The sequence below is a fragment of the Mesorhizobium sp. B3-1-7 genome (genome assembly GCF_006439385.1).
Classification (GTDB): Bacteria; Pseudomonadota; Alphaproteobacteria; order Rhizobiales; family Rhizobiaceae; genus Mesorhizobium.
The window spans coordinates 72,509-92,915 of sequence record NZ_VFTL01000030.1; the positions used below are offsets into that span (position 1 = coordinate 72,509).

The window sequence follows — 20,407 nt, forward strand, 5'->3', positions numbered from 1 at the left end:
AATGACGCGCAAGCAAAATCGTACACTTTGGACGATTATTTTCAGGCATTTTGTACGATGATGGAATCCCGGCACAGATTGCAGCAGGCGCGCGCCCAGGCCGGCTATGCCTCGCCCAGCGATGCGGCGCGGGCCTTGCGCGACATCAACAAGAACACGCTGATCAGCCATGAGAACGGCAACCGGCCATTGTCCCGGAAAGCGGCGGAGAAATACGGCCGGCTGTTCGGCGTCGACCCCGGCTGGCTCCTGTTCAATGCCGATGGCGCGGAAGCGGCGCCCGTCAGCCTCATGCCCTCGCCCGTCACCGTCGACGTGCCGATCGTGTCGTGGATCAGCGCCGGCGAGCTCGGCAGCCAGGACAGCGTGGTCAACCTCTCCGACTATCCGACCATCCCCACCGCCGACCTCGAGGAGGGCGAATGGATCGCGCTGCGCGTCGACGGTCCGTCGATGAACAAGATCTCGCCGCCGGATTCGATCATCTTCGTCAATTTGCGCGACAAGCGGCTGGTGACCAATGGCTGCTACGTGATCTCGGACGAGACGGGACGCGCCACCTACAAGCGCTACCGCCCGAACGACAACCCGCCGTTCCAGCCGGCGTCCTATATGGATATCCCGCCGCCGGAGCTGGAGGGCGCGATCACCATCATCGGGCGGGTGAAGCGGTCGATGATCGATATGTGAGCCGCTGGGAGCGATGCCGCCAAGCTGAGGCGCTGCTTTGCTTCCCTCTCGCAAGGTCCTCGCCAAACTCCATTTGGCCCACCCCAAGGGCATAAATGCAGCCACCGCAATTTCTGCTTGCATTAGGGAACAAAAACAGAACTATATAGGTATCCGCGAGAGCAGTCGCGGTCACTCCGGGGGGAGGATCAATCATGTCACGCCACACCGGCGCGTTGACGCGCGCGTTTGTTGCCTGGGTTCCGAGCGGGCCGCTCCTGGCGCTGGCAGGGGTGGTTGTGCTTGGTGCTTTCGGCAGCAAAACATTCGCGGCTGGCAAAGACTACAACACTTGCTTCAGTGAGAGCAAAGTCTCCGCCGACCGGCAGGTTGCCGCCTGCACCGCAATCGCCGAGGACAGAGGCGAGGTGCCTGATCTTCGCGTAAGCGCCTATTTTGTGCGCGGCCTGGCCTATGCACAGAGGAACGATATTGCCCACCTCATCGCCGATATGAACGAGGTAATCGCGATCGATCCGACTTACGTCCGCGCATTTACCAATCGCGCCATCGCCTGGGAGAGCAAAGGGGATTTCGACCGGGCCGTCGCGGACTACACAAAAGCGATCGCGCTTACGCCGGATGATGCAAGCCGATATGCCGATCGCGCGCGGGCGCTCAACAAGAAAGACGAGTATGATCGGGCTATCGCCGATTGCGACAAGGCGATCGACATCGATCCCGCCAATGAAATGGCCTATGGCGTGCGCGGCGTTGTGTGGGAAGACAAAGGCGACGCAGCGCGAGCCCAGGCCGACTACGACAAAGCGGAGAGCGTCCGTATTGACCCTATCGCTCCTTACCTAGACCGCGCCCGCTCATCGATCGCCGAGCGTGATCGCAAGCGAGCCAAGGCCGATTGCAAGCGCATCGCCAATATCGATGCGGACAAGGGGCGCGATTGCACGCGACTGATTGTCGAGGCTTTCGGTGAGCCGGGCGACGGCGCGACCGACCCAAACCCAGCTTCTGCTCAAAATGCGATTGGAGTAGAGTGGCAGGAAAAGGGCGACCATACCCGCGCCATCGCCGCATTCGACGAGGCGATCCGGCTCAATCCAGCAAGTTCCGCTTTCCACTTCAACCGCGCCAAGAGCTGGGCCTCAAAGAAGAATTATGCCCGCGCTATCGCCGATCTGGATGAAGCCGTTCGCCGCGATCCGGCCAACGCCCAAGCTTACCGCGTGCGCGGCATGACCATGGCCCAGATCGGCAATTCACGAGAGGCGTTAGCCGACCTCGACAAAGCGATTGCCATCAGCTCCGACGATCCAAAATCATATTTCGAGCGGGCAGTCGTCTGGGAGGCGAAGGATCCCGACAAGGCGATTGCGGACCTCGACAAAGCGATCGCGCTCGATCCGGCCAACGCCGACTACCGAAAAGAAAGGCTCAGCGTCCAAATCAGCAGGAGCAGGGCGAACGGGCAACCCGTGCTGCAGTCGCCGAGCGCTGCGACCAATCAGGCTGATGTCCCAGTCCCCGTTGAGCCGCAGCCGGCCAAGCCTACCCCGCCTCCCACATATGCGCCGCCGCAACTATATGCCAAGCAGGATAACTCCGCCGCCATTGCTTGGAACCTCAAATCGGGGTTGCAGGCGATGCAGGTCGACCCCAAGGGCGCGATAGATACATTCAGCTTTGTCATCGGCCTCGATCCCTACAATGCAGATGCCTATTACAACCGCTCGATCGCCGAGGCACTCGTCGGCAATTTCGACCTCGCCATCGGCGATTGCCGGCGAGCGGTCGAACTCGATCGGAAACGCGCAGGCACGTGTTGGGAAAATCTGCCTGGCCAACAGCCGACCGCTACGCAGCCAAACGGGGATCCGGCGACCGCCAAGACACTGCTCGAGCGCGCCCAGATGCGGTTGTCGAAATACGGCGTCGACGGCGCGCTGCTCGATTTCGACAAGGCGATCAGCCTCGACCCCGACAATGCCGACGCCTATCTGGGCCGCAGCCGCGCCAGGACGCTCAAGGGCGACAGGGCCGGCGCGGCGGCGGATTGCCGGCGCGCCGTGGAGTTGGATTCCACACGGTCGGCAAGCTGCGACGAGCAGGCTGCCGGCGATGAGGGCAAAACTGAACCGTCGCAGGACCCTGAGCAGCCGAAGGCGGCGGCCGCTGCTCCAAAGCCACAAATCGTCCGTCCGAATTTGGCGGCTACGGACGACACGCTGGCAGCAAAGACCTTGGAGACAAAAGACCAGCGCGCCCTGCAAGCGATCCTGGAAGGCGATGCCTGGCTGGACATGGGCAAATACGACAAGGCGATCGGCTCCTATGACGTGGTGATCGCGCTCGAACCCGACAACCGCTTCGGCTATTTCGGCCGCGGCAGGGCCAGGGCAGCCACACGCGATTACAGCCAGGCGATCGCCGACTTCGACAGGGTCATCCAACTCGCCCCCAATTTTGCCGCCGCGTATTTTCACCGGGGGCTCGCCAAGGTGACGTCTGGCGACGTCGATGGCGCGCTTGCCGATTGCGATCAGGCAGCGACGCTCGACCCGAAGGCGCGCGACGCCCACTATTGCAAAGGCATGGCCTGGCACGCCAAGGGCGACACCGGGCGCGCCATCGCCGCCTATTCGGTGGCGATCGGGATCGATCCCGGGCATGACGCCAGCTACTACGCGCGCGGCATGGTGCGGGCGGACCGGAAAGACTATGCCGGCGCCATCGCCGATTTCGATCAGGCGCTCAAGCTCGATCCCGGCAATGGTGATTATGCCGTAGCCCGCAAGGCAGCGGCGGACGTCAGCGGGGAGCCTGCCGATGGCATGACCAAAGCGGACGGCTCCGACATAACGGCGAACGAACAGAGCGCCACCGCAGTTGCGCCAGCAGAAACCCCGTCTGCGGTCAAGCCTGGTGCGAGTGACGATCTTTCGCTTGCCGATCCGAAGTTGGCGAAGCTTATCGACACCAGTGATCCCCGCGTCCTCGACGCGGTAGCCAACGGCGACAGCCTCTTGCACGAAGAAAAGTATGACGAAGCGATCGAGGCCTATGAAGAGGCCATCGCGATCGATCCTAAGAGCCCGCTCGCCTATTTCAGCCGTGGCAGGGCCTTTGATGGCAAGAAGGATTTTACCCGCGCGATCGCCGATTACGACAAGGCCATCGCCATTATTCCCGATGCGGCCGCGCCGCTCATGCGCCGTGGCCTGGCCAAGGCCGCGGCGGGCGACGCGGACGGCGCGCTTGACGATTGCATCAAAGCCATCAGGCTCGACCCGAAAGCGAGCGGCGCTTTCTTCTGTTCCGGAGCGGCCTGGTACGCGACGGGAGACCCGAAGCGAGCGATCGAGGCATTTTCAGCGGCGATCGAGATCGATCCGAAAGACGCCGCCAGCTACTACGGACGCGGCATGGTGCGAGCCGACGGCAAAAATTACGCCGATGCCATTGCCGACCTCGACCAAGCTGCCAAACTAGACCCGCACAATCCAAACTACGCCGCCGCGCGCAAAGCAGCGATGGCCACGCAGAAGAAAGGCGGTGCCGGCGGCAACGCGATCGCGCCATCCTCGAAGAAGCTAAACGCTCTGGTCGATCGCGGCTACGCCTTCTACTACAAGGGCCAATATGATCGTGCGATCGCCCAATTCAACAAGGCGATGGCGCTCGATCCGCAAGATGCCTCGCCCTATGTCGGACGGGCCATCGCGCTTGTCGACAAAGGCAAATACGACGCGGCGATCGAGGACTACAACAAGGTCATCGGGCTCTACCCTGACTACTCGGACGCTTACATCGGCCGTTCCGTCGCGTGGACCAAAAAGAACGAACCGGATCGCGCCATCGCCGATTTGAGCCGTGCAATCGAGCTCGACGCCAATGACGCGCAGGCCTATTTCGGGCGTGGCGGCGCCTTCGCTGCCAAGGGTGACTATGGCCGGGCGATCGCCGATTTCGACCAGGCGCTGAAGCTCGATCCGGAGATGAGCCTCGCCCGCAAGGGCCTCAAGCTTGCGGCGGCGGCGAAGGCAAAGACGTCAGGCAAGATCGAGAGCGGAGCGGCGACCTTGGCGGGTGGCATTCCGCCTGGAGCCAGGGCGGCTTTCAACAAGGCACAAGTGCTGGACGGCAGGGATGACTATGACGGCGCCATCGCGCAGTATGGCAAAGCGATTGCCCTGTTCCCCACCTTCCGAGACGCATATGTAGCGCGCGCCATCCTTTGGGAGACGAAGGGCGACTATGCCCGTGCCATCGCCGATTTCAGCCAGGCGATCAGTATCGGCCCCGACATCGGTGACACTTACAGCGATCGCGGCCGCGTCCTCAGCTACCAGGGGGACTATGACGGGGCATCGGCGGATTACGAAAACGCCGTCCGTCTCGATCCAACGAACGCAAGGATCTATGCCGGTCGAGGCATGTTCCGCATGAAGCACCACGAAGACACAGTGGCATTCAGCGATTTCGAAACGGTTCTTAGACTCGATCGCAATAACGTTTTCGGTTACTTCGGCCGCGGCACGATCCGCGCCCGCAAAGCGGACTATGACGGCGCCATCGCCGACCTCAACCAAGCGATCAAGTTAAGGCCAAATTTCGCTGGCGCATACAAATCGCGTAGCGCTGTGTGGGAAGCCAAGGGCGACCGCAAGCGTGCGGAAGCCGACCGCAAGAAGGCGCTGAGCCTTGGGGCAGAGTGAGAAGGGTGTCGGGGCGTAGGCGGATGTCACCTTGGAAATGGTTGCAAGTCGCGGCGGTCGTCCCCGTAAGCATCGTTGGGACTAACGTGATGCCAACGATGTTCGGCAGCGGCAGACATCACCACTATCAGTCAGTAAAGATGCCGCCCCAGACGCTGACCACCGCCGACATCGATGCCGAGATCCGGAAGCAGGATCTCCAGATATTCGAGGCTATCGCCCGCGAATTTCCGGACGACTACGATGCGATGCTGCGCAAGATCACTGCCGCGGCCCAGGCCGGAAGCCAAACAGAAGTGCGCGATATCAGCAGACAGGCGGTCGCCGATCTCAGGCATAGATATGCGCCACTCCTACCTACGACCCCCGACAGCAACGCTTCGGAAGCGCTTTCGGCGCAACTCGACATGCTCAATCATGTCATGGCGCGCGAAACACCGGCCACCTGCAACAATTACCTGCGCAACGGACCGGACGCGATCAGTGCGCCCGGCCACGATTTCCTGGCTGACCTGGACAGGATCGGCGCCACGCTGTTCCGCGCCTTCGGCGCCGCCAAAAGAAGCGGTCTACCGGCGGCCGTGCCCAGCGATCAGGACTGGTCGCTGGTCGCCGACGTTTTCACAAAGATCGGCGGCACGTCGGCCGAGATGGAGGCTATCTCGAACGCCAACCAGGACTTCCCGGGCCTGTGCCCGGCCGTGGCGAGATTCTATGAGGCCGCCCTGTTACTGCATGGCGAACCCGGGTGGCACATCAAAACCGCGCTGCTTCGCGCCATCGTTGAGAATTAGGCTCTGCACCGGATTTCCGGACGGGTTCCGGCGCGACACCGCGTTCCTTCGTCCTCTCAGGCGCCCAGAAACTCGTTGCTGAAATATGCCTCGACGTCCGGCTTCGCGGTCAACGCCTTGCCATTGCCGTCGAGCAATATCCCCGACGAGAACAGATACCCGCCCATCGCCTCCATCTTCGCCTTGTCCATCGTGCCGATGGCGCCGTTGGCACTCTTCAGGAAATGGCCGTCGTTCAGCGCCTTCAGCGAGGCGTCGATCAGCGCCGGGTTGGCGAGTGTGTCCTTGTTGGCGGCGATCAGCAGTTCGCCCGCCTCCAGCGCCTGATCGACCGCGAAGGCATAGCCGCGCCGCGTCGCCTTGACGAAAGCGGCGGCGGCTTTCGGATTGGCGCTAAGGAAGGCGTTGCTGGAGGCGATCAGCGTGGTGTGCTCGTCCGGCACGCCGTAGTCGGCGTAGCGGAAGCTGCGCTGCTTGAGGCCTTTCAGTTCCGCTTCGACACCTTCCCATGTCGAGACTTCGAGCGTGAAATCGACCGAGCCGTTGGCCAGCGCATCGTATGCGGACGTCCCCAGCGTCACGGTCGAAAAATCGCCCTTGCCGCCGTCATGGCGGATGATGGTCCGCAGCAGCGCGTTTTCCCAGGCGCTGCCGAAGCCGCCATAGGTCAGGCCGTCGAGATTTTTCGGGCTCTTGATCGCCGCGCGGTCGGCGTTGAAGACGACGCGGCCGGTCTCCGACTGGACGACGGCGTAGACGGCCTTCAGGTCGGCGCCAGCACTCTTCTGGGTGAACAGGCCGAGCGAGCCGGAAATGCCGAAATCGGCGACACGGTTGGCTACCAGCGTGCCGGAGCCGGTATCGCCATAGGGCAGGATTTCGACGTCAAGGCCGGCGTCGCGATAGAAGCCTTTGTCGCGGGCGACGAACAGGCCGATGTGGTTGGTGTTGACGGTCCAGTCGAGCGCGACCGTGATCTTTTGCAGGGTGGCGGCACAGGCGTGCGTGACAGCCCCGGCAAGAGGCAAGCCGGCGGCCAGAAACAGCGCCTGGCGGCGGGTCAGATCGGTCATTTCAATTCTCCATCGGATGGTCGGAAATTCGGATCGGACTGGCCAAGCAGCGTGTCGAGGATGCCTGCCTCGATCGCCGCGGCCTCGCGGGCAAGCGCCGCGCTCTCGGTGCGCGGGCGCGGGAGTGGCACGGCCACCTCACGCACCACGCGCGCGGGCCGCGCCGAAAGCACATAGATACGGTCGGACAGAAGCACTGCTTCGCGCACGTCATGGGTGATGAGCAGCGCCGTCCAGCGATGGTTTCGCCACATCGTCTCCAGCCAGCGCTGCATGGCGGCGCGGGTGAGCGCGTCGAGCGCGCCGAACGGCTCGTCGAGCAAAAGCATGTCGCGCTGCTGCACCACGGTGCGCAGGAGCGCGGCGCGCTGGCGCATGCCGCCGGACAGTTCGGCCGGCCAGGCGCGCTCGAAGCCGGCGAGGCCGAATTCGGCGAACAACGGCGCCACGCGCTCGCGCGCCGCGCGCCGCTTCATGCCCTGCACTTCGAGCCCCAGCGCCGCATTGTCGATAACGCGCCGCCACGGCATCAGCGCGTCGCGCTGCGGCATGAAGGCGAAGCGGGCGCCATCGAGCGGCGCGCCGTCGAAGCGCATCTCGCCCTCGCCCCGGATCGCGCCGGTGAGCAGTTGGAACAATGTCGACTTGCCAGCGCCGGAGGGACCGAGGATCGAGACGAACTCGCCCGCGCCGACATGGAGCGAGACGCTGGCCAGAACCTGGAGCGCGCCGAAGTTCTTTCGCACGTGGCGGAGCTCGAGCCGGGTCATGGCCGGCGCTCCCCGACAGGCTTGTCGCCGTCGCGCCCCGCCCTTTCGCCCTCTGCATTTTCCCAGGGCATGGCGAGACGCTGGACGAGCACGGCGAGGCCGAACAGCGCCAGCGTCAGCGCCGAGCTGACCGCGACGGCGGCAAGCACCAGGTCGGGGCGGAAATTGTTCTTGGCGCTGAGCATGTAGATGCCGAGCCCCTTCGCGGCGCCCGCATATTCGGCGAAGATGGCGCCCACCACGGCATAGGTGATGGAGATGCGCAGTCCGGCGAAGAAATAGGGCAGCGCCGACGGCAGCCGCGCCAGCCAAAAGACGCGCCAGCGCCCTGCTCCCATGGCGGCGAGCATCTGGCTGATCTCCTTGGCCGTGGCGGCATAGCCTTCGACCAGCGCTACCATCATCGGGAAAAAGGTGACCAGCGCCACGAGCAGGATTTTTGGCAGCAGCCCGAAGCCGAACCACAGCACCACCAGCGGCGCGATCGCCACCAGCGGCAAGGTCTGGCTGGCGATCAGCAGCGGGAACAGCGCCCGGCGCAACGGGGCCAGGAAGTCGACCAGCGCCGAGAGGATGAAGGCGGCAACGAGCGAGCAGGCAAAGCCCGCCAGCGTGGCGCGGATGGTGGGCAGCGTGTTGTCGGCAAGCGCCGAGCGGTTCTCCCAGGCTTGCGCCAGCACGCGCGAGGGCGCGGGGAGCACGGTGGACGCGATGCCGCTGAGGCGGGCGTAGAGCTCCCAGGCGATGAGGAGAAGAGCGAAAGCGATGGCGGCGGGGAGGCTTTTGGCGAAGGCGTTGGCAACAGCTGATCTCCCCCGCAAGGGGGGAGATTGGACGGCATCCCGGCTTTCGCCAATCGCCGAAGGCTCTTCTTGCGGCGTAGAACCGAACGAAACAGCCATCACATCTACCTCGGCAGCGCTACGCGGCTCAAACCGCGGTCGGGCTGTTCGCCGAAATCGTTATGTCGAGCGTCACGTGGCCCGCGCCGGGGCCGAAGCGGCAGAAGGCTTCGGCGAGCGTGGCGAACACCGCGCCGGCATCGCCGCGCAGCCTGGTGCAGAAATTCTTCGAGCGGTCGAAGACGCCGGAGTTTTTCAGGAAGTCGATGCAGCCATAGATCTCGTCCATGTGGTCGCCGGTGCCCATCACATAGAGCGAGAATTGCGCCGCTACCGGCTGGTCGGTCGAGGGCGTCGCCTCGACGGCGCGGAGCGCGGCGCGCTTGCGCTCCTCAAGCGGAATCGCCGGGCCGCCTATCTCGTCCGAGCGGCAGATCGGGTCGTCCGGCTCGCCGGGGCAGCCGCGCGAGACCGCGGCCGACAGCACGCAGTGCCTGCCGCTCTTCGCCGCCGCGACGAACAGGTCGCGCATGGCGGGAAAAAGCACTTCGGGCGGCCCGACCAGCAGCGTCGAGATATCGTCGGTCTCGATCCTCAGCCTGTCGCGGTAAGGATCGAGCGCGCCCAACGCGCCGAGGATGACGCCGACGAAATCGTCAGCCATGGGATAAAGGGAAATCTGTGCGCCGGAAAACATGGCCCGCCTCGCTCCGCTGGTATTATCCAGATCAGCTTTAGGGTCCGGAGGCTTGCCGCCGCCATCTCAGCCCCGACCGTACGGAGCACCCCTGTGGATGGCCGCGTTAAAGCACTGTTCGAGCGAATGGGAAAGCGGTTTTTTGTGAGGCCAATTGAGCCAAGGGCCCCATCTCCCTAAGGGAGATGCCGGGTTACAAGATTTTCGCAGATTTCTTATAACCGCGGTATCGCAACCGCAATGTCGTTCAAATTGTACGAATCCGGCTTGATTGTTTTTCGTACATAAAGTACGATATTTCCCTTCCTTTGAGGGGACTTGCTTGAATACCGCGAACCGTGGCGCTTTCGCCGACCTCTCCCGCCCTTTGCTCTCGCCATTGCCGTTCGCCGAGCGCGAACGCGTCGCCGGCGCCTGGCGCATGGCCAGCCAGGACATCGCCGACGACATCCGTTTCATCCGGCAATATCTGAAGGTGATCGCCGAGAAGGACGAGCGGCTTTCGACCGGCACGCTGGTGCATGGCCGCGCCTATGTCGAGGCCTGCGCCGCCTGGCTCTCGGAGACGGTGGCGCGGTATCTGCGCAATCTCAGGCTGATCAGCGAATGCGAAAGCGCGATGATCGCGGCCGGCATGAGGTTTGCCCGGTCGAGCGATGCGTGGTGAGGCAGGCAGCTCCCCCTACAACCCTTGGGCCTCCCGTCGAAAAATGCATCGTTTCATACAATTGGCAATTGGTGGACGCGGCTGAGCGGCGGGTGGTTAAATTCGTCTCAGGCGAAGGAGGGTAAAGCCGCGTACCAGGGAGGAATTCGTTTGATGGACCAGCGTATCGACATCGGCATACAGCCTGACGACCAGCCCTACGAAGTCACGTCCTTCGCCAGAAAGCATGGCTTGGCGATCCCCGTCGCGGACGCGGTGCTTTTCGCCAGGGGACCGTCGCCGTCGCGGACCGCCTGCGATATGGCGGCGCTGGCTCTCATTTGCGCGGTCGCGCAATACGCCGGAAAGCAAGGGAGACGGTAGCCTCCCCTACCAGCTGAACTGCAGCCCCACATTGCCGCCGACCTGGCTGCCGGCGAAGGCAATGCCGAGCGTGCTGGTCAGCCGGCCGCCATGGTCGAAGCCCTCGCTCAGCACCGCGGCGCCCGTGATGCCGAAGGCATTGGCATAGCCGGCATTGCCCCAGTTGACGCGCACACCGAAATGCTCGCCCTGGACGAGATCGGGCGCTGCGAGCGCGGCCGAGATCGAGGCGTTCTCAAAGGCGCGCGTGATGCGGTTGTCGATGTCATCGACGTGGGCCGCGAGCGCCGTCTTACCGACCTCGGTCATCTCGCCGCCATTGCCGTCGTCGACCTGCTTCTTGGTCACGCCAGTCTGGGCATTGATGCAGGTGTCCGTGCCCGGACTATAGTAGTAATTGGCTCCATAGGCGGAGCAGATCTTGACATACGCGACTGCCGCCTGGGATGGCGCCGCAAGGAGCGTTGCCGCGCCGAGGATCGCCGGCGCAAGAAGATATCTGAACATTGATTGCCCCCGGTCGCGCTTACCAGGTGAACTGCAGGCCGGCATTGCCGCCGACCGTCTTGCCGGAGAAGCCGACGCCTGCGGCGCCGGCCAGCCGACCGTTGCCGCCAGACATGAAGCCCTCGCCAAGAACCGCCGCGCCGGTGACGCCCATGGCGTTGGATTGACCGGCATTGCCCCAGTTGACGCGCACGCCGAAATGCTCGCCCTGCACCAGGTCCGGGCCGGCCAGCGCCGAGGCCACCGATGCACCCTCGAAGGCGCGCTGGACGCGGCGGTCAATGTCGTCGACCTTGCCCGCCAACGCCGTCTTGCCGTCGACCACACCGTCCTCCGTCAAGCTGCGCGTCTCGCCCGTGTTGGCATTGATACAGGTGGCGGTGCCGGGACTGTAATAGTATTGCGCGCCATAAGCCGTGCAGACCCTGACGTACTCGACCGGCGCTGCCTGGCAAGGCGCAGAGAGACCGCCCGCCACAGCTAGAAACGCAAATGAAATGACACGGTTGATACCCCGCATGCCTGATCCCCGAAGTTGGATGTTGAGAGAAAGCCTCGCATGAAAAAGGCGCATGCGAGCGCGCGGAGTCAACTGCGCCTTCCGCTCAATGCCTGACTTTTACTGGGAGCATTTCATCTATTGAACACATATTGCAGCCAAGCTACAGTAAACAGTTCAACCTGATCAGTAATTCCCCGATGATTTGGAGCTGTGACGTCGAGGCTTATTAACACTCTCTAATATCAAGCGATGCCGGGCGATCTGCCCGGCAGGCTCGCGGACATAGGCCCGCGCAGCTGGCGCGGGCCGCGGCTTTGCAGGTCGCCGTCGCGCCGCCGGTGGGTCAACTATGCGGCAGACGGTCTGACGACTGCCCGTAATCCTTTAGGACGCGATCAGCCCTTGGCTTTCGACTTGGGTGGCGCCTTGGGGGCCTTGGCAGGCTTCTCCGCCTTCGCGGCCTTCGGCTTCTCGACCTTGGCGGCAGCGGCCTTCTTGGCGGCTTTCTTCGGCCTGCCCGCCTCATCGATCTCGGCCGTCGCCTGGTCCCAGTGCTCCATATGCGCGCCTTCAGGCCGGCCGGCCTGCTCCCAAATCTCGTGCGCGCGTTGGCGAATGCGTTCGTGCCTGTCGTCCGTCACTTTGTCGCCTCCTACGGTTTGGGACTGTTCCCCAGCCAAACATTAGCCGAATTTTCGCGTGCCGTCTTGGGTGTAGACGCGGCGCGCAAACGCATCTTGAAGCAATATCCGGTGATGGCTCACTTCTCGTCGGAAAGCACCGCGATGCCGAGATACGCGGCCTTCTTGACGATCAGTCCGGCCAGGTCGGCGTCGGAACGATCGGTTCCGGTGCGCTCGCGCAGCAGCGCGACCGCCTGCTTGATCGACAGCAGCCCATCGCCGCGTTCGGCCAGCAGCCTGTCGACTTGGCGGGCAATGTCAGGTGATTCGACGTGTGGATGATGCATGGCAACGACTCCTTCCGCGCTTCGTTGCCTCCCAAACCGCTGTTTATCTTAGGCCTTATGCCCGGATACGAGAAGAGCCCGATCCTTCCCCGATGCTCCGGGGAGAGGATCGGGCTCTTTCAGGACTAAATCTACTCGATCACCTGAACAACGCGGCGCGTGCCGGGATCGATCAGCACCGTATGGTCATTGACGACCGCATAGCGGTACTGGACGTCCGGAACCTGCTGCAACTCGACGGTGTCAGGCACGGTCGAGCCGACGCCGAGCTCGAGGCCGAGCACATTGACCGAGGCGATCGGATGCTTGTGGACATATTCCCTGACCACGGTCTGCTGCTCGGGGGTGACGATCACCTCGTCCGCGGCCGCGATGCCGATGCCGGCCATCAGAGCCAGGCCGGCGACAGCTGGAATGAGGGTGGTTTTCATCGTTTATCTCCTGTTGCGTTGGCGAGCTCCGCCTGGCCTCCGCGGGGCGGAAACACGGGCAGGTCGAACATGGGAGCTCCCGGGGCAAACGCCGCCGGCAGGGTGTTGTTCCGTCAGCCACGACTAATTGATTTGGCGGAACCTTCGCATCGGCTCCGCATTGGAAGGCATTGAAACTGCCCAAGTCTTTGAAAATCAAAGGATGCCGCAGTCATGCAAGAAGGCCCCATCAGAAGCGACATCGAACTTCGGGCCCCCGTGGCCATTGCCGTGGGCGCCGGCTTCAAGCGCGAGATCGCCACGCTCACCGGGATGCAGAACTTTCTCAAGGAATGGCCGCAGGCCACGCGGGGCGATAGCTACGCCAACGCATTCCGCGCCTGTGAGGCGGCGCGGACCGGAGAGATCGATCTCGACAAGGCGCGGCAGGCGTTCCTGGTCTTCGCGCGGAAGGCTGGAATCGAATGGACCGGCGCCGATCCGGTCGCGGTGCTGCGCGAAGCAAAGATCAGGCGAAGCCGGGTACGCGAAAGCCGGGCACAGAACCGACACGTGCCTGGATAGTCCCTCGCCGGGCAAAGGCCGGTCGGCAGCGACGGGCATGACGTCCGCAGGGCCAGCGGCGCCCGCTGGAGCGGCAGCGTCTGTTGATCACGCCTCACAACGCGTATGACGACCATCCGCCAGGACGCCGTGCGCATTGGCCTTGACCGCGAGTTTAGGATTTGGCCCGCGAATCCCGGAGCAACCGGGCGCGCGCTGACGTCCGTTGCATCCGTTTGCCTGCAGACCGCCGCCTTGCCGGCTGGAGGTCGACTGGATCGATCGGGGATTCGGCTGGAGGCCGCTGTCAGCTCGGTGCCGACTCGCCCGGGGCCTCGGTGACGAAGGACGCGGCGATCAGATCGTCCGCGTCTATGCGTAGGGAGCCCTCGCCGCCCCCCATGATGGCCGCGACCTTCTGGAAGGTCTTCATCTCATGCTCGGTGATCCGGGCGTCCCGCATCCTGGCTTTGAGATCGGCGACACGCATCCCGAGCGAACGGGATGTTCCGATTTCTCGTTTCGACATGTTGGTCAGTCTCCTCCCCCAACCCGTGCCTGTTTCGCCGCCGCCCGATTCCCGCATCCTGCGCATGCTTGTGTTCTCTATGAGGCAATTTCGAACACAGCAGCGGCAACGCGAGCCCGGAACGAAGGTTCCGTTAGCATGTGGTCACGAATTAATACTGGTTAACGGCCCGGCCGCAGTCCGCGGCAAGGCCGTCAACTCAGCTGCGAATGATCCTACTGGATGACCTGGACGATCTTGCGCGTGCCGGGATCCACGATGACCGTCTGATTGTCGACGACGACGTAACGGTACTTGACGTTCGGTACCTCGTGCAATTCGACGGTGTCGGGAAGGACGCTGCCGATGCTGAGCTTGACGCCGGGAAGCTTGACCGACGCCAGCGGCTGCTTATGCACATATTCGCGGATGACCGTTTCCTGTTCGGGCTGGATAATAACATCCTCGGCGGCGGCGGCACCGATGCCGGTCAGAAGCAGCAGGCCCGCGGCTGCGGTTGTGAGGTGCATTTTCATCGATCTTCTCCTTGATTTGGATAGATTGCCTCTCACGCTGCGCCTGCGATTTCACAGCCGGTAGGCAATGTGCGTAACGCCGGCCGACAAGCCTTGTTCCTGCAAAAAATTCGCCTACACCATTTTCGGGGGAACGTCACAGGCGCGTCCGAAGAACGTCACCGGCGCGCGGCGCGGCAATTTCGGAACAATGCTTTTCGGGCCGGGTTTTCCTAGTGAAGGGACCGAACTTTCCGAGGAGAAATCCCATGAAACATCTGCTTATCACAAGTATGATCGCGCTCGGCGTCGGTTGCGGCGCCGCGATGGCGCAGACCGAATCCGCACAGCCGAGCGGCGGCGACAATTGCGCGGCCGGCACGGCCGATTGTCAAAAGGGCGGCAAGGCCGGCGGGCAGGCTCAGGGCGAGACGAAATCGAAGACCGAGATGAACGCTCAGGGCAAGGCCGGCGCCAACACCGAAGAGCAGGCCCAGGGCACGGCCAAGATGAAGACCGATGAGCAGGCCCAGGGTCAGGCCGGCGCCAATACCGACCAGAATGCTCAGGACAATACACAGCTGAAGAAGAAGCAGGCTCAGGGCAAGACCGGGACCAGCACCGAGCAAAACGCTCAGGGCAACACCAAGATGCAGACTGAGCAGAACGCGCAGGGCAAGACCGGTACGACAACCGAGGAGAATGCCCAGAACAAGACGAAGACCCAGACCGATCAGCAGGCCCAGGGTAACTCCGGCACAACCACCACCGAGCAGAACGCTCAGGGCGGCAACACCAAGATGCAGACCGAGCAGAACGCGCAGGGCAAGACCGGTACCAACACCGAACAGAACGCCCAGGGCAACACCAATGTCGAGACCGACCAGAACAAGACGGCCTCGATCAACAACGTGACGGTGGAGCAGAAGACGCAGGTCACGCAGATCATTCACGAGACCAGGGTCGAACCGGTTCGCGACGTCAGCTTCGACATCTCTGTCGGCGTCGAGGTTCCGCGGCACAAGGTGCGTCTGCACCGCCTGCCGGCGCGCATCGTCAAGATCGTGCCTGCCTACGAATCCTACGAGTATTTCGTGCTGGCCGACGGACGTATCGTCATCGTCGACCCCGACACTTACAAGATCGTGCTGATCCTGACCTGATCCGGATAGCAGGACAGCCAAGGGCCCGCCACGCGGCGGGCCTTTTTGCGTGCAGAGACAACCGAACACACGGGCAATCGCCTGCGCGTGTTCATTAGGCATGCGTTGAATGTTGAGCCTCGGGAACGATTTGGCGCAATTCCCAGTTGTCACACCGGAAGTCCTGCGTCCCTAGTCCCTATCGGATCGGACGAAAGGGCGATGGGCCCGCCGGCAAATCGTTCAAGCTTGCGGTCCACCAGGAAAAGGTGCATGGGTCGAGATGGGTAGAGATATGGGCGAGATCGTCGATGACCGAATGTGGCCGCGGCGCTCGTATGGGCAGATGTATTTTCCGCAGTTTCTTGTGGGAATGGTGGCAACGCTTCTGGTGATCCTCGGTTGGACTTACGCCTCCACGGGATCTGTCTGGATGGCGATCGGCTGGACATTCCTGGCGGCCGTGGTTCTGCAGGCCGGCTATTTCGTGGCCGTGCTCTGGCTCGTGCATGGCGAGACCCGCGTGACCGACGAACGCAAGGCGGACGCAAGCTCGGCACCGGCCAAGATACCCGGCCCGTTCGAGCGCGACGGCATCATCCACGCTCTCATCTTGTGGCTGTTCCCGAAACTGCTGCCTTAATCGCTTTGAGCGGCGCTTTGCGGCCGGGCTGCTGACCGACCGTCTTTTCGTTTTCGAGAGGTCGTCGCACCGCAATAGCCGGCGCTCCGCATTCTCCGCTCGAACGCAGGGACCGGGCTACGCCTCGGTGCTAAAGTTCCGAGGCGCCATCAAATTTGTATTGTCGCCGGCGGGCCGCCTTTCACCACGTCAATGCGGCGCAACGCAAACGGCCGGCTTGCAGCCGTCGGAACCGTGGTCCGAGCCGGCTGCAATCCTGTGGTTCGCCGAGTTAACGCGCGGTGGCCGGCGAAGCCGAGCGGACAGTCTCCGAAGACGAGAAGACGACGAAGCCAAAGACCAGCACCGCAGCGGCGACGATCAGCGAGCCGATCGCCACGACCGGCTCGATCTCCGGATGGCCTGCCGCCAGCATCCAGTAGAGCGCGGGCAGCATGATCACGATGCCGACCGTATAGAGGCCGTAATGGATCATCGCGATGCGGCGCTCGGCCTTGGCCGGGTTGAGTGCATAGTAGCCGCCGAAGATGGCGCTGGTGACCCAGCCAAGAAGGTTGATGTGGGCATGCGCCGGAAAGGCACCGTGATCGCCCGAAATCGCCATCTGCAGCCCGGCGGCGATGCCCAGAATAAGAAAGACGATGGCCGTCTTGAAGAAAAGCTCCGATACCCGTGGCATTTTGTTGTCCTCCCAATACCTCTGTAAACCCGACTCTGCGAAGTCTACATCCTGCAAGCCATATTAGCCATGGCGTACCTAAGTCAGTGGGGCTTCGGCCGAAAGCCGCGAGATTGTCGACGGCTTTGCAAAAAAATGGCCCGCCTCTTTCGAGGCGAGCCAAAAAGGAGCCGGGCTTGAGGTCGGCCCCATCCAGGTTGCCACCTGAATTTCAGACGGCGCTAACGTAACAGAACCCGGAATTTATTCCACCGCTATAGCGGACTGACACGGTAGGGTTTTCCGACTTTGAACAGCGCAAGCCCTTGCCGATCGGCCATCGGAACCAAGGCACTACCAGACAGGACGTCGCCCCTTTTTCAGCCGGCGGGTGAGAGCACGGGCTTTCAGCGTCCCATCCTTCTGCTAGAACCGATGGTGCAGCACGGCAAGGCGATGCGCCTTGCACGTCCGCAGCATTTGAGCAATGCTTGGCGACGGGGGTGGTTTCCGTAATTTCGGAAGCACGATTACATGTTCATTGACTACTACGAACTTCTGGAAATAAGCCCGAACGCCAATTCTGAGACCATCGAGCGGATTTTCCGCTACTTTGCCATGCGCTACCACCCCGACAATCGGGAAACAGGCAACGAAGCGCGCTTCAGCGAGATCGTGGAAGCCCACAATACGCTGCGGGACCCAGTCAAACGGGCTCAGTACGACATCCTTTACCGGGAGCATCTTGGCCTTCGTCACGAACTCACGGAAGGAGCCCGCGACGGCGGCGGCATGGAGAGGGATACCGTCATCCAGGCCAATCTGCTGTCGCTCCTCTATGTGAGGCGCCGGCGGGACGTCAACAATCCGGGCATCGGTGACGACGAGCTCGAGCGCCTGTCGGGCTGCCCTCGCGAGCACCTGGAATTCCATCTGTGGTACCTCAAGGCGAAGGGCTTCATCGGCAGGACCGAGAACGGGACGTTCGCGATCACCGTGGAAGGCATCGATCACGCCGGGACCAAACAGGGCCGGGATCGCCCCGACGCCACCCGCCTGCTCGATCACGCGAGTTAGGCCGACCATCAAAAGCCCGCCGACTGGCGCCTGAACCAGTGGCGGGCTCGATGAAGGAACAGCTACATCCCTGAGGAATCGACTGTCGTCTTCTCAACTCCCCATATCTGGGCTCGGTTCGCCGGGGGCGGCGGAGTCTAAGCCATGCACCATGACGGGCAAGACGAGGAGTGCAGGGTTACATTGGCGTTGTATTTCGCCGAATACAAGGTGACCGAGGTCTGACGTGCCGACGCATTGGACCGGTGCCGACCCGTCGGGGTGATTACGAGGACGCCCCGCCAACAGCTTGTTTGAAGCAATACCCGCGTGGCTGGCGCTCGAACATCAAAAGTTGTTGCTGGCCTGTCATGCCAAACGATAAGTGTATCGTAACACGACATTTTGCGAAAGCCGTCAGCGATACCCGAACATCCTCACCGCCAGGCCGGCGCCCATGCTTTTCATCGCCCAAGAAAGCAAGCATTCGTGAAATCAGGTGGCAACCTGTAGCGGGAGCCGACACCAACAGTGCGGCTCCCGCTTTGGCTCGTCTCGATCGAGGCGAGCCATTTTCTTTCTGAAATCGCGAGTGCACGGCCGGCGACATACCGACAAAAAAGCCGCCGGGCGGGCCCGGCGGCTTTTCGTTCACCCTCTGGTCGGTTCGCCCGGCCTTACGGTGTTGTCGCCGTGGCGGCGGCTTGCGCGTCGATCTTGCCCGCCAGCGTGTCCTTGGCCCAGGCGGTGACGTCGGCGTCGACCGGCTTGTTGGCCATCTCGGCAAGGGCCGCGTCCAAGGACGCGTCAGTGGGGGGCGGCGCGTTGTCAACCGCGGCCTGGGCATCGGTGACCGCCTGATTGTCGGCGGTGATTGCCGTGTTCTGGGCGTCAATCTGCCCCTGAACCTCGGCAACCTGCGCATCGAGAGCGGCCTGCTGCTCGGGCGTGAAGCCGGTCGTGTCGGTCGCGTTGAGATCGGCGAGTTGCTGAGTGAAGTCGGCGAGCTTGCTCTGGTCGGTGGTCAATTGGGCGTTCGCGGCGTCGAGCTTGGCCTGCGCGTTCTTGGCCGCCGCGGCCTGCGTCACGTAAGCTTGGACGCCGGCGAATTTCTTGCTCTTGGAATGCTCGTAGGCGCTCCGATTGCGCTTCAGCGAGTTCAACCGGCCGAGCTTGGCGTGAAGGTTCTTCTCCTTCGACGTGGCGGCCGTGGTCGTGTTGTCGGTCGAGCTGTCGTCGGACGCGCTGTCGTCCGAGGCGTTGTCGGTGCCCTTGTTGTGGCCCGGAGCCGAAGCCGACTTGCCGTGCGAAGCGCCGCTGTTGCCGTTGCCGTTGCCGCCGGCATTGCCGCCGCCGTTTCCATTGCCGCCATTGCCATTGCCGCCGCCATTACCGCCGCCATGGCCGTTGCCGCCGCCATTGCCGCCAGCGTCGGCAAGCGCGGGGGCCGCAGCAAGCGCCAGAATGGCAAGAGATGCCAGAAGTGTCTTTCGCAATGTCATTTTGCTTCTCCGCAGATGAATCGTCGTCATGGCCCAACCGCTAGGCAGCCTCTTATGAGAATTTCCTAACGGCGTCGGATAAACTTTAAGCAATTGCGGTCGCGAAATGAGAGCATGGCCGACGCGGCCCGGCGATCTCCGCCAGATAGCGTGTTAACGCATTGAAATTTAATGAAAATACAAAGGGCCGAGCGCGCTTGGGCCGTTTGGAACAATGAGGGCCCTTGTCTCGCCAGACCATGGTCCCAAGGACATTCCCGCCCGGGCGAAACCGTGCAAACCCGGAACGTCCGCCCGGCGCGAGAACCAGTCCCGGTCGACCAGAAATGCGCCCGGCGCGACGCGCCTAAAGCGAAGGATCCGAGGCTTGCGTGTCGCCTGCATCCTGATCCGTGGGTACCGCGGCGCCCGGCTCCTGGCGTTCACCTGAACCGGTCGGGGAAAGGACCGTCAGATCCATCCGAGCTATGCGGGACGCGGCTTTTCCTTGCGCATTCGGCTCGCTGTCATCCGTCTCGCAAACCGAGGCCTTTGCAAGGTGGCCAACGCTTTCGCCACTCTTGCCCGGGAAGGCTTCCGACGACGCAGGAGGTTTGCTCGGATGATGCACCAAGCCGGTGCCGTGCTGGCTTCCAACAACAGAGGTCATGGCTGCGCTTCCGATATGGATGACAGGCAAATTCCTAGGCCGTAGTGACGATTTAAGGAATTGGGATTCCCACGGGCCGGCAAATCAGATTCAACGCTGATTTTTGGGGATCAGTGATGAACTGCGACGCGCTTCGGGACGACCAGTGGGACCGGATCAAGGGCTTTGTTCCG

Annotated in this window: 23 protein-coding genes and 1 riboswitch; of the genes, 9 read left to right on the forward strand and 14 right to left on the reverse strand. The window is 62.7% G+C overall.

What is annotated here, in order from left to right; all coding sequences use genetic code 11:
• The first annotated feature begins 57 nt into the window (after positions 1–57).
• The 3 genes from FJ417_RS23555 to FJ417_RS23565 all read left to right on the forward strand — a co-directional run bounded on the left by FJ417_RS23555 (position 58) and on the right by FJ417_RS23565 (position 6,196).
• Positions 58–690 carry a S24 family peptidase gene (locus tag FJ417_RS23555; protein WP_140785085.1) on the forward strand — a complete coding sequence of 211 codons (633 nt, stop codon included), beginning with the start codon at positions 58–60 and terminating at the stop codon, positions 688–690.
• 194 nt (positions 691–884) lie between these two features.
• On the forward strand, positions 885–5,402 hold the full coding sequence (locus FJ417_RS23560) for a tetratricopeptide repeat protein (protein WP_140785086.1): 4,518 nt from the start codon (positions 885–887) through the stop codon (positions 5,400–5,402).
• A gap of 89 nt (positions 5,403–5,491) precedes the next feature.
• On the forward strand, positions 5,492–6,196 hold the full coding sequence (locus tag FJ417_RS23565; protein WP_246687528.1) for a hypothetical protein: 705 nt from the start codon (positions 5,492–5,494) through the stop codon (positions 6,194–6,196).
• A gap of 56 nt (positions 6,197–6,252) precedes the next feature.
• Here FJ417_RS23565 and FJ417_RS23570 read toward each other — a convergent pair whose 3' ends face one another.
• The 4 genes from FJ417_RS23570 to FJ417_RS23585 form a co-directional block, all read right to left on the reverse strand.
• Positions 6,253–7,269 carry an ABC transporter substrate-binding protein gene (locus tag FJ417_RS23570; protein ID WP_140785088.1) on the reverse strand — a complete coding sequence of 339 codons (1,017 nt, stop codon included), beginning with the start codon at positions 7,267–7,269 and terminating at the stop codon, positions 6,253–6,255.
• Positions 7,266–8,039, reverse strand: a complete 774-nt coding sequence (locus FJ417_RS23575; protein ID WP_140785089.1) for an ABC transporter ATP-binding protein — start codon at positions 8,037–8,039, stop codon at positions 7,266–7,268. The genes FJ417_RS23570 and FJ417_RS23575 overlap by 4 nt, the downstream gene beginning before the upstream one ends.
• Positions 8,036–8,941: an ABC transporter permease gene (locus FJ417_RS23580; RefSeq protein WP_140785090.1), complete on the reverse strand. Its 906-nt coding sequence runs from the start codon at positions 8,939–8,941 to the stop codon at positions 8,036–8,038. Before FJ417_RS23580 ends, FJ417_RS23575 begins: the two co-directional genes overlap by 4 nt.
• A gap of 28 nt (positions 8,942–8,969) precedes the next feature.
• Positions 8,970–9,578, reverse strand: coding sequence for a YkoF family thiamine/hydroxymethylpyrimidine-binding protein (locus FJ417_RS23585; protein ID WP_140652197.1), 609 nt, complete (start codon positions 9,576–9,578; stop codon positions 8,970–8,972).
• A riboswitch (TPP riboswitch) is annotated at positions 9,569–9,681 on the reverse strand. Its footprint overlaps the gene before it by 10 nt.
• 219 nt (positions 9,682–9,900) lie before the next feature.
• On the opposite strand from FJ417_RS23585, the gene FJ417_RS23590 reads away from it, so the two are divergent.
• Positions 9,901–10,245, forward strand: a complete 345-nt coding sequence (locus FJ417_RS23590) for a hypothetical protein (RefSeq protein WP_140785091.1) — start codon at positions 9,901–9,903, stop codon at positions 10,243–10,245.
• Positions 10,246–10,398: 153 nt separating this feature from the next.
• On the forward strand, positions 10,399–10,608 hold the full coding sequence (locus FJ417_RS23595) for a hypothetical protein (RefSeq protein WP_140785092.1): 210 nt from the start codon (positions 10,399–10,401) through the stop codon (positions 10,606–10,608).
• Between the two features lie 6 nt (positions 10,609–10,614).
• Here the strand turns inward: FJ417_RS23595 and FJ417_RS23600 are convergent, their stop codons facing one another.
• The 5 genes from FJ417_RS23600 to FJ417_RS23620 all read right to left on the reverse strand — a co-directional run bounded on the left by FJ417_RS23600 (position 10,615) and on the right by FJ417_RS23620 (position 13,018).
• Complete coding sequence (locus FJ417_RS23600; protein WP_140703592.1) at positions 10,615–11,115, reverse strand: porin; 501 nt, start codon at positions 11,113–11,115, stop codon at positions 10,615–10,617.
• 19 nt (positions 11,116–11,134) lie between these two features.
• On the reverse strand, positions 11,135–11,635 hold the full coding sequence (locus FJ417_RS23605; protein ID WP_140785094.1) for a porin: 501 nt from the start codon (positions 11,633–11,635) through the stop codon (positions 11,135–11,137).
• A 377-nt stretch (positions 11,636–12,012) separates the two neighbouring features.
• Positions 12,013–12,258: a DUF2934 domain-containing protein gene (locus FJ417_RS23610; protein WP_140645402.1), complete on the reverse strand. Its 246-nt coding sequence runs from the start codon at positions 12,256–12,258 to the stop codon at positions 12,013–12,015.
• A 119-nt stretch (positions 12,259–12,377) separates the two neighbouring features.
• The gene (locus tag FJ417_RS23615; RefSeq protein ID WP_140645401.1) at positions 12,378–12,587 is read right to left on the reverse strand and encodes a hypothetical protein; all 210 of its coding nucleotides are present in this window, start codon (positions 12,585–12,587) and stop codon (positions 12,378–12,380) included.
• Positions 12,588–12,718: 131 nt separating this feature from the next.
• A complete protein-coding gene (locus FJ417_RS23620; RefSeq protein WP_140645400.1) occupies positions 12,719–13,018 on the reverse strand; it encodes a DUF1236 domain-containing protein in 300 nt (99 codons plus the stop codon).
• A 213-nt stretch (positions 13,019–13,231) separates the two neighbouring features.
• Here FJ417_RS23620 and FJ417_RS23625 point away from each other — a divergent pair, with 213 nt between their 5' ends.
• Positions 13,232–13,582 (forward strand): DUF982 domain-containing protein, encoded by a 351-nt coding sequence (locus FJ417_RS23625; protein WP_140645399.1) that lies wholly within the window; start codon positions 13,232–13,234, stop codon positions 13,580–13,582.
• Between the two features lie 286 nt (positions 13,583–13,868).
• Here FJ417_RS23625 and FJ417_RS23630 read toward each other — a convergent pair whose 3' ends face one another.
• Together FJ417_RS23630 and FJ417_RS23635 are read right to left on the reverse strand one after the other, a co-directional pair.
• Positions 13,869–14,090, reverse strand: a complete 222-nt coding sequence (locus FJ417_RS23630; RefSeq protein ID WP_140652209.1) for a hypothetical protein — start codon at positions 14,088–14,090, stop codon at positions 13,869–13,871.
• 215 nt (positions 14,091–14,305) lie between these two features.
• A complete protein-coding gene (locus FJ417_RS23635; protein ID WP_140645398.1) occupies positions 14,306–14,605 on the reverse strand; it encodes a DUF1236 domain-containing protein in 300 nt (99 codons plus the stop codon).
• Between the two features lie 248 nt (positions 14,606–14,853).
• Here FJ417_RS23635 and FJ417_RS23640 point away from each other — a divergent pair, with 248 nt between their 5' ends.
• Both FJ417_RS23640 and FJ417_RS23645 read left to right on the forward strand, forming a co-directional pair.
• Positions 14,854–15,747, forward strand: coding sequence for a DUF1236 domain-containing protein (locus FJ417_RS23640; RefSeq protein ID WP_140785095.1), 894 nt, complete (start codon positions 14,854–14,856; stop codon positions 15,745–15,747).
• 274 nt (positions 15,748–16,021) lie between these two features.
• Positions 16,022–16,369: an exopolysaccharide production repressor protein gene (locus tag FJ417_RS23645; protein ID WP_246687529.1), complete on the forward strand. Its 348-nt coding sequence runs from the start codon at positions 16,022–16,024 to the stop codon at positions 16,367–16,369.
• A 271-nt stretch (positions 16,370–16,640) separates the two neighbouring features.
• On the opposite strand, the gene FJ417_RS23650 is transcribed toward FJ417_RS23645, so the two are convergent.
• A complete protein-coding gene (locus tag FJ417_RS23650; RefSeq protein WP_095820511.1) occupies positions 16,641–17,048 on the reverse strand; it encodes a hypothetical protein in 408 nt (135 codons plus the stop codon).
• 513 nt (positions 17,049–17,561) lie between these two features.
• Here FJ417_RS23650 and FJ417_RS23655 point away from each other — a divergent pair.
• Positions 17,562–18,104, forward strand: a complete 543-nt coding sequence (locus FJ417_RS23655) for a J domain-containing protein (protein WP_140644851.1) — start codon at positions 17,562–17,564, stop codon at positions 18,102–18,104.
• Between the two features lie 656 nt (positions 18,105–18,760).
• Here the strand turns inward: FJ417_RS23655 and FJ417_RS33185 are convergent.
• On the reverse strand, positions 18,761–19,585 hold the full coding sequence (locus FJ417_RS33185; protein ID WP_181183280.1) for a hypothetical protein: 825 nt from the start codon (positions 19,583–19,585) through the stop codon (positions 18,761–18,763).
• Positions 19,586–19,931: 346 nt separating this feature from the next.
• Complete coding sequence (locus FJ417_RS23670; protein ID WP_140785097.1) at positions 19,932–20,234, reverse strand: hypothetical protein; 303 nt, start codon at positions 20,232–20,234, stop codon at positions 19,932–19,934.
• Positions 20,235–20,407 lie beyond the last annotated feature (173 nt).

Bases quoted from the DNA above. Each gene is read 5' to 3' on its own strand.
- FJ417_RS23560 (WP_140785086.1), top strand. From the start codon at position 885: ATGTCACGCCACACCGGCGCGTTGACGCGCGCGTTTGTTGCCTGGGTT.
- FJ417_RS23580 (WP_140785090.1), bottom strand. From the start codon at position 8,941: ATGGCTGTTTCGTTCGGTTCTACGCCGCAAGAAGAGCCTTCGGCGATT.
- FJ417_RS23595 (WP_140785092.1), top strand. From the start codon at position 10,399: ATGGACCAGCGTATCGACATCGGCATACAGCCTGACGACCAGCCCTAC.
- FJ417_RS33185 (WP_181183280.1), bottom strand. From the start codon at position 19,585: ATGACATTGCGAAAGACACTTCTGGCATCTCTTGCCATTCTGGCGCTT.
- FJ417_RS23635 (WP_140645398.1), bottom strand. From the start codon at position 14,605: ATGAAAATGCACCTCACAACCGCAGCCGCGGGCCTGCTGCTTCTGACC.
- FJ417_RS23670 (WP_140785097.1), bottom strand. From the start codon at position 20,234: ATGACCTCTGTTGTTGGAAGCCAGCACGGCACCGGCTTGGTGCATCAT.
- FJ417_RS23625 (WP_140645399.1), top strand. From the start codon at position 13,232: ATGCAAGAAGGCCCCATCAGAAGCGACATCGAACTTCGGGCCCCCGTG.
- FJ417_RS23570 (WP_140785088.1), bottom strand. From the start codon at position 7,269: ATGACCGATCTGACCCGCCGCCAGGCGCTGTTTCTGGCCGCCGGCTTG.
- FJ417_RS23555 (WP_140785085.1), top strand. From the start codon at position 58: ATGATGGAATCCCGGCACAGATTGCAGCAGGCGCGCGCCCAGGCCGGC.
- FJ417_RS23615 (WP_140645401.1), bottom strand. From the start codon at position 12,587: ATGCATCATCCACACGTCGAATCACCTGACATTGCCCGCCAAGTCGAC.
- FJ417_RS23655 (WP_140644851.1), top strand. From the start codon at position 17,562: ATGTTCATTGACTACTACGAACTTCTGGAAATAAGCCCGAACGCCAAT.
- FJ417_RS23630 (WP_140652209.1), bottom strand. From the start codon at position 14,090: ATGTCGAAACGAGAAATCGGAACATCCCGTTCGCTCGGGATGCGTGTC.
- FJ417_RS23650 (WP_095820511.1), bottom strand. From the start codon at position 17,048: ATGCCACGGGTATCGGAGCTTTTCTTCAAGACGGCCATCGTCTTTCTT.
- FJ417_RS23565 (WP_246687528.1), top strand. From the start codon at position 5,492: ATGCCAACGATGTTCGGCAGCGGCAGACATCACCACTATCAGTCAGTA.
- FJ417_RS23585 (WP_140652197.1), bottom strand. From the start codon at position 9,578: ATGTTTTCCGGCGCACAGATTTCCCTTTATCCCATGGCTGACGATTTC.
- FJ417_RS23620 (WP_140645400.1), bottom strand. From the start codon at position 13,018: ATGAAAACCACCCTCATTCCAGCTGTCGCCGGCCTGGCTCTGATGGCC.
- FJ417_RS23605 (WP_140785094.1), bottom strand. From the start codon at position 11,635: ATGCGGGGTATCAACCGTGTCATTTCATTTGCGTTTCTAGCTGTGGCG.
- FJ417_RS23640 (WP_140785095.1), top strand. From the start codon at position 14,854: ATGAAACATCTGCTTATCACAAGTATGATCGCGCTCGGCGTCGGTTGC.
- FJ417_RS23645 (WP_246687529.1), top strand. From the start codon at position 16,022: ATGGGCGAGATCGTCGATGACCGAATGTGGCCGCGGCGCTCGTATGGG.
- FJ417_RS23600 (WP_140703592.1), bottom strand. From the start codon at position 11,115: ATGTTCAGATATCTTCTTGCGCCGGCGATCCTCGGCGCGGCAACGCTC.
- FJ417_RS23575 (WP_140785089.1), bottom strand. From the start codon at position 8,039: ATGACCCGGCTCGAGCTCCGCCACGTGCGAAAGAACTTCGGCGCGCTC.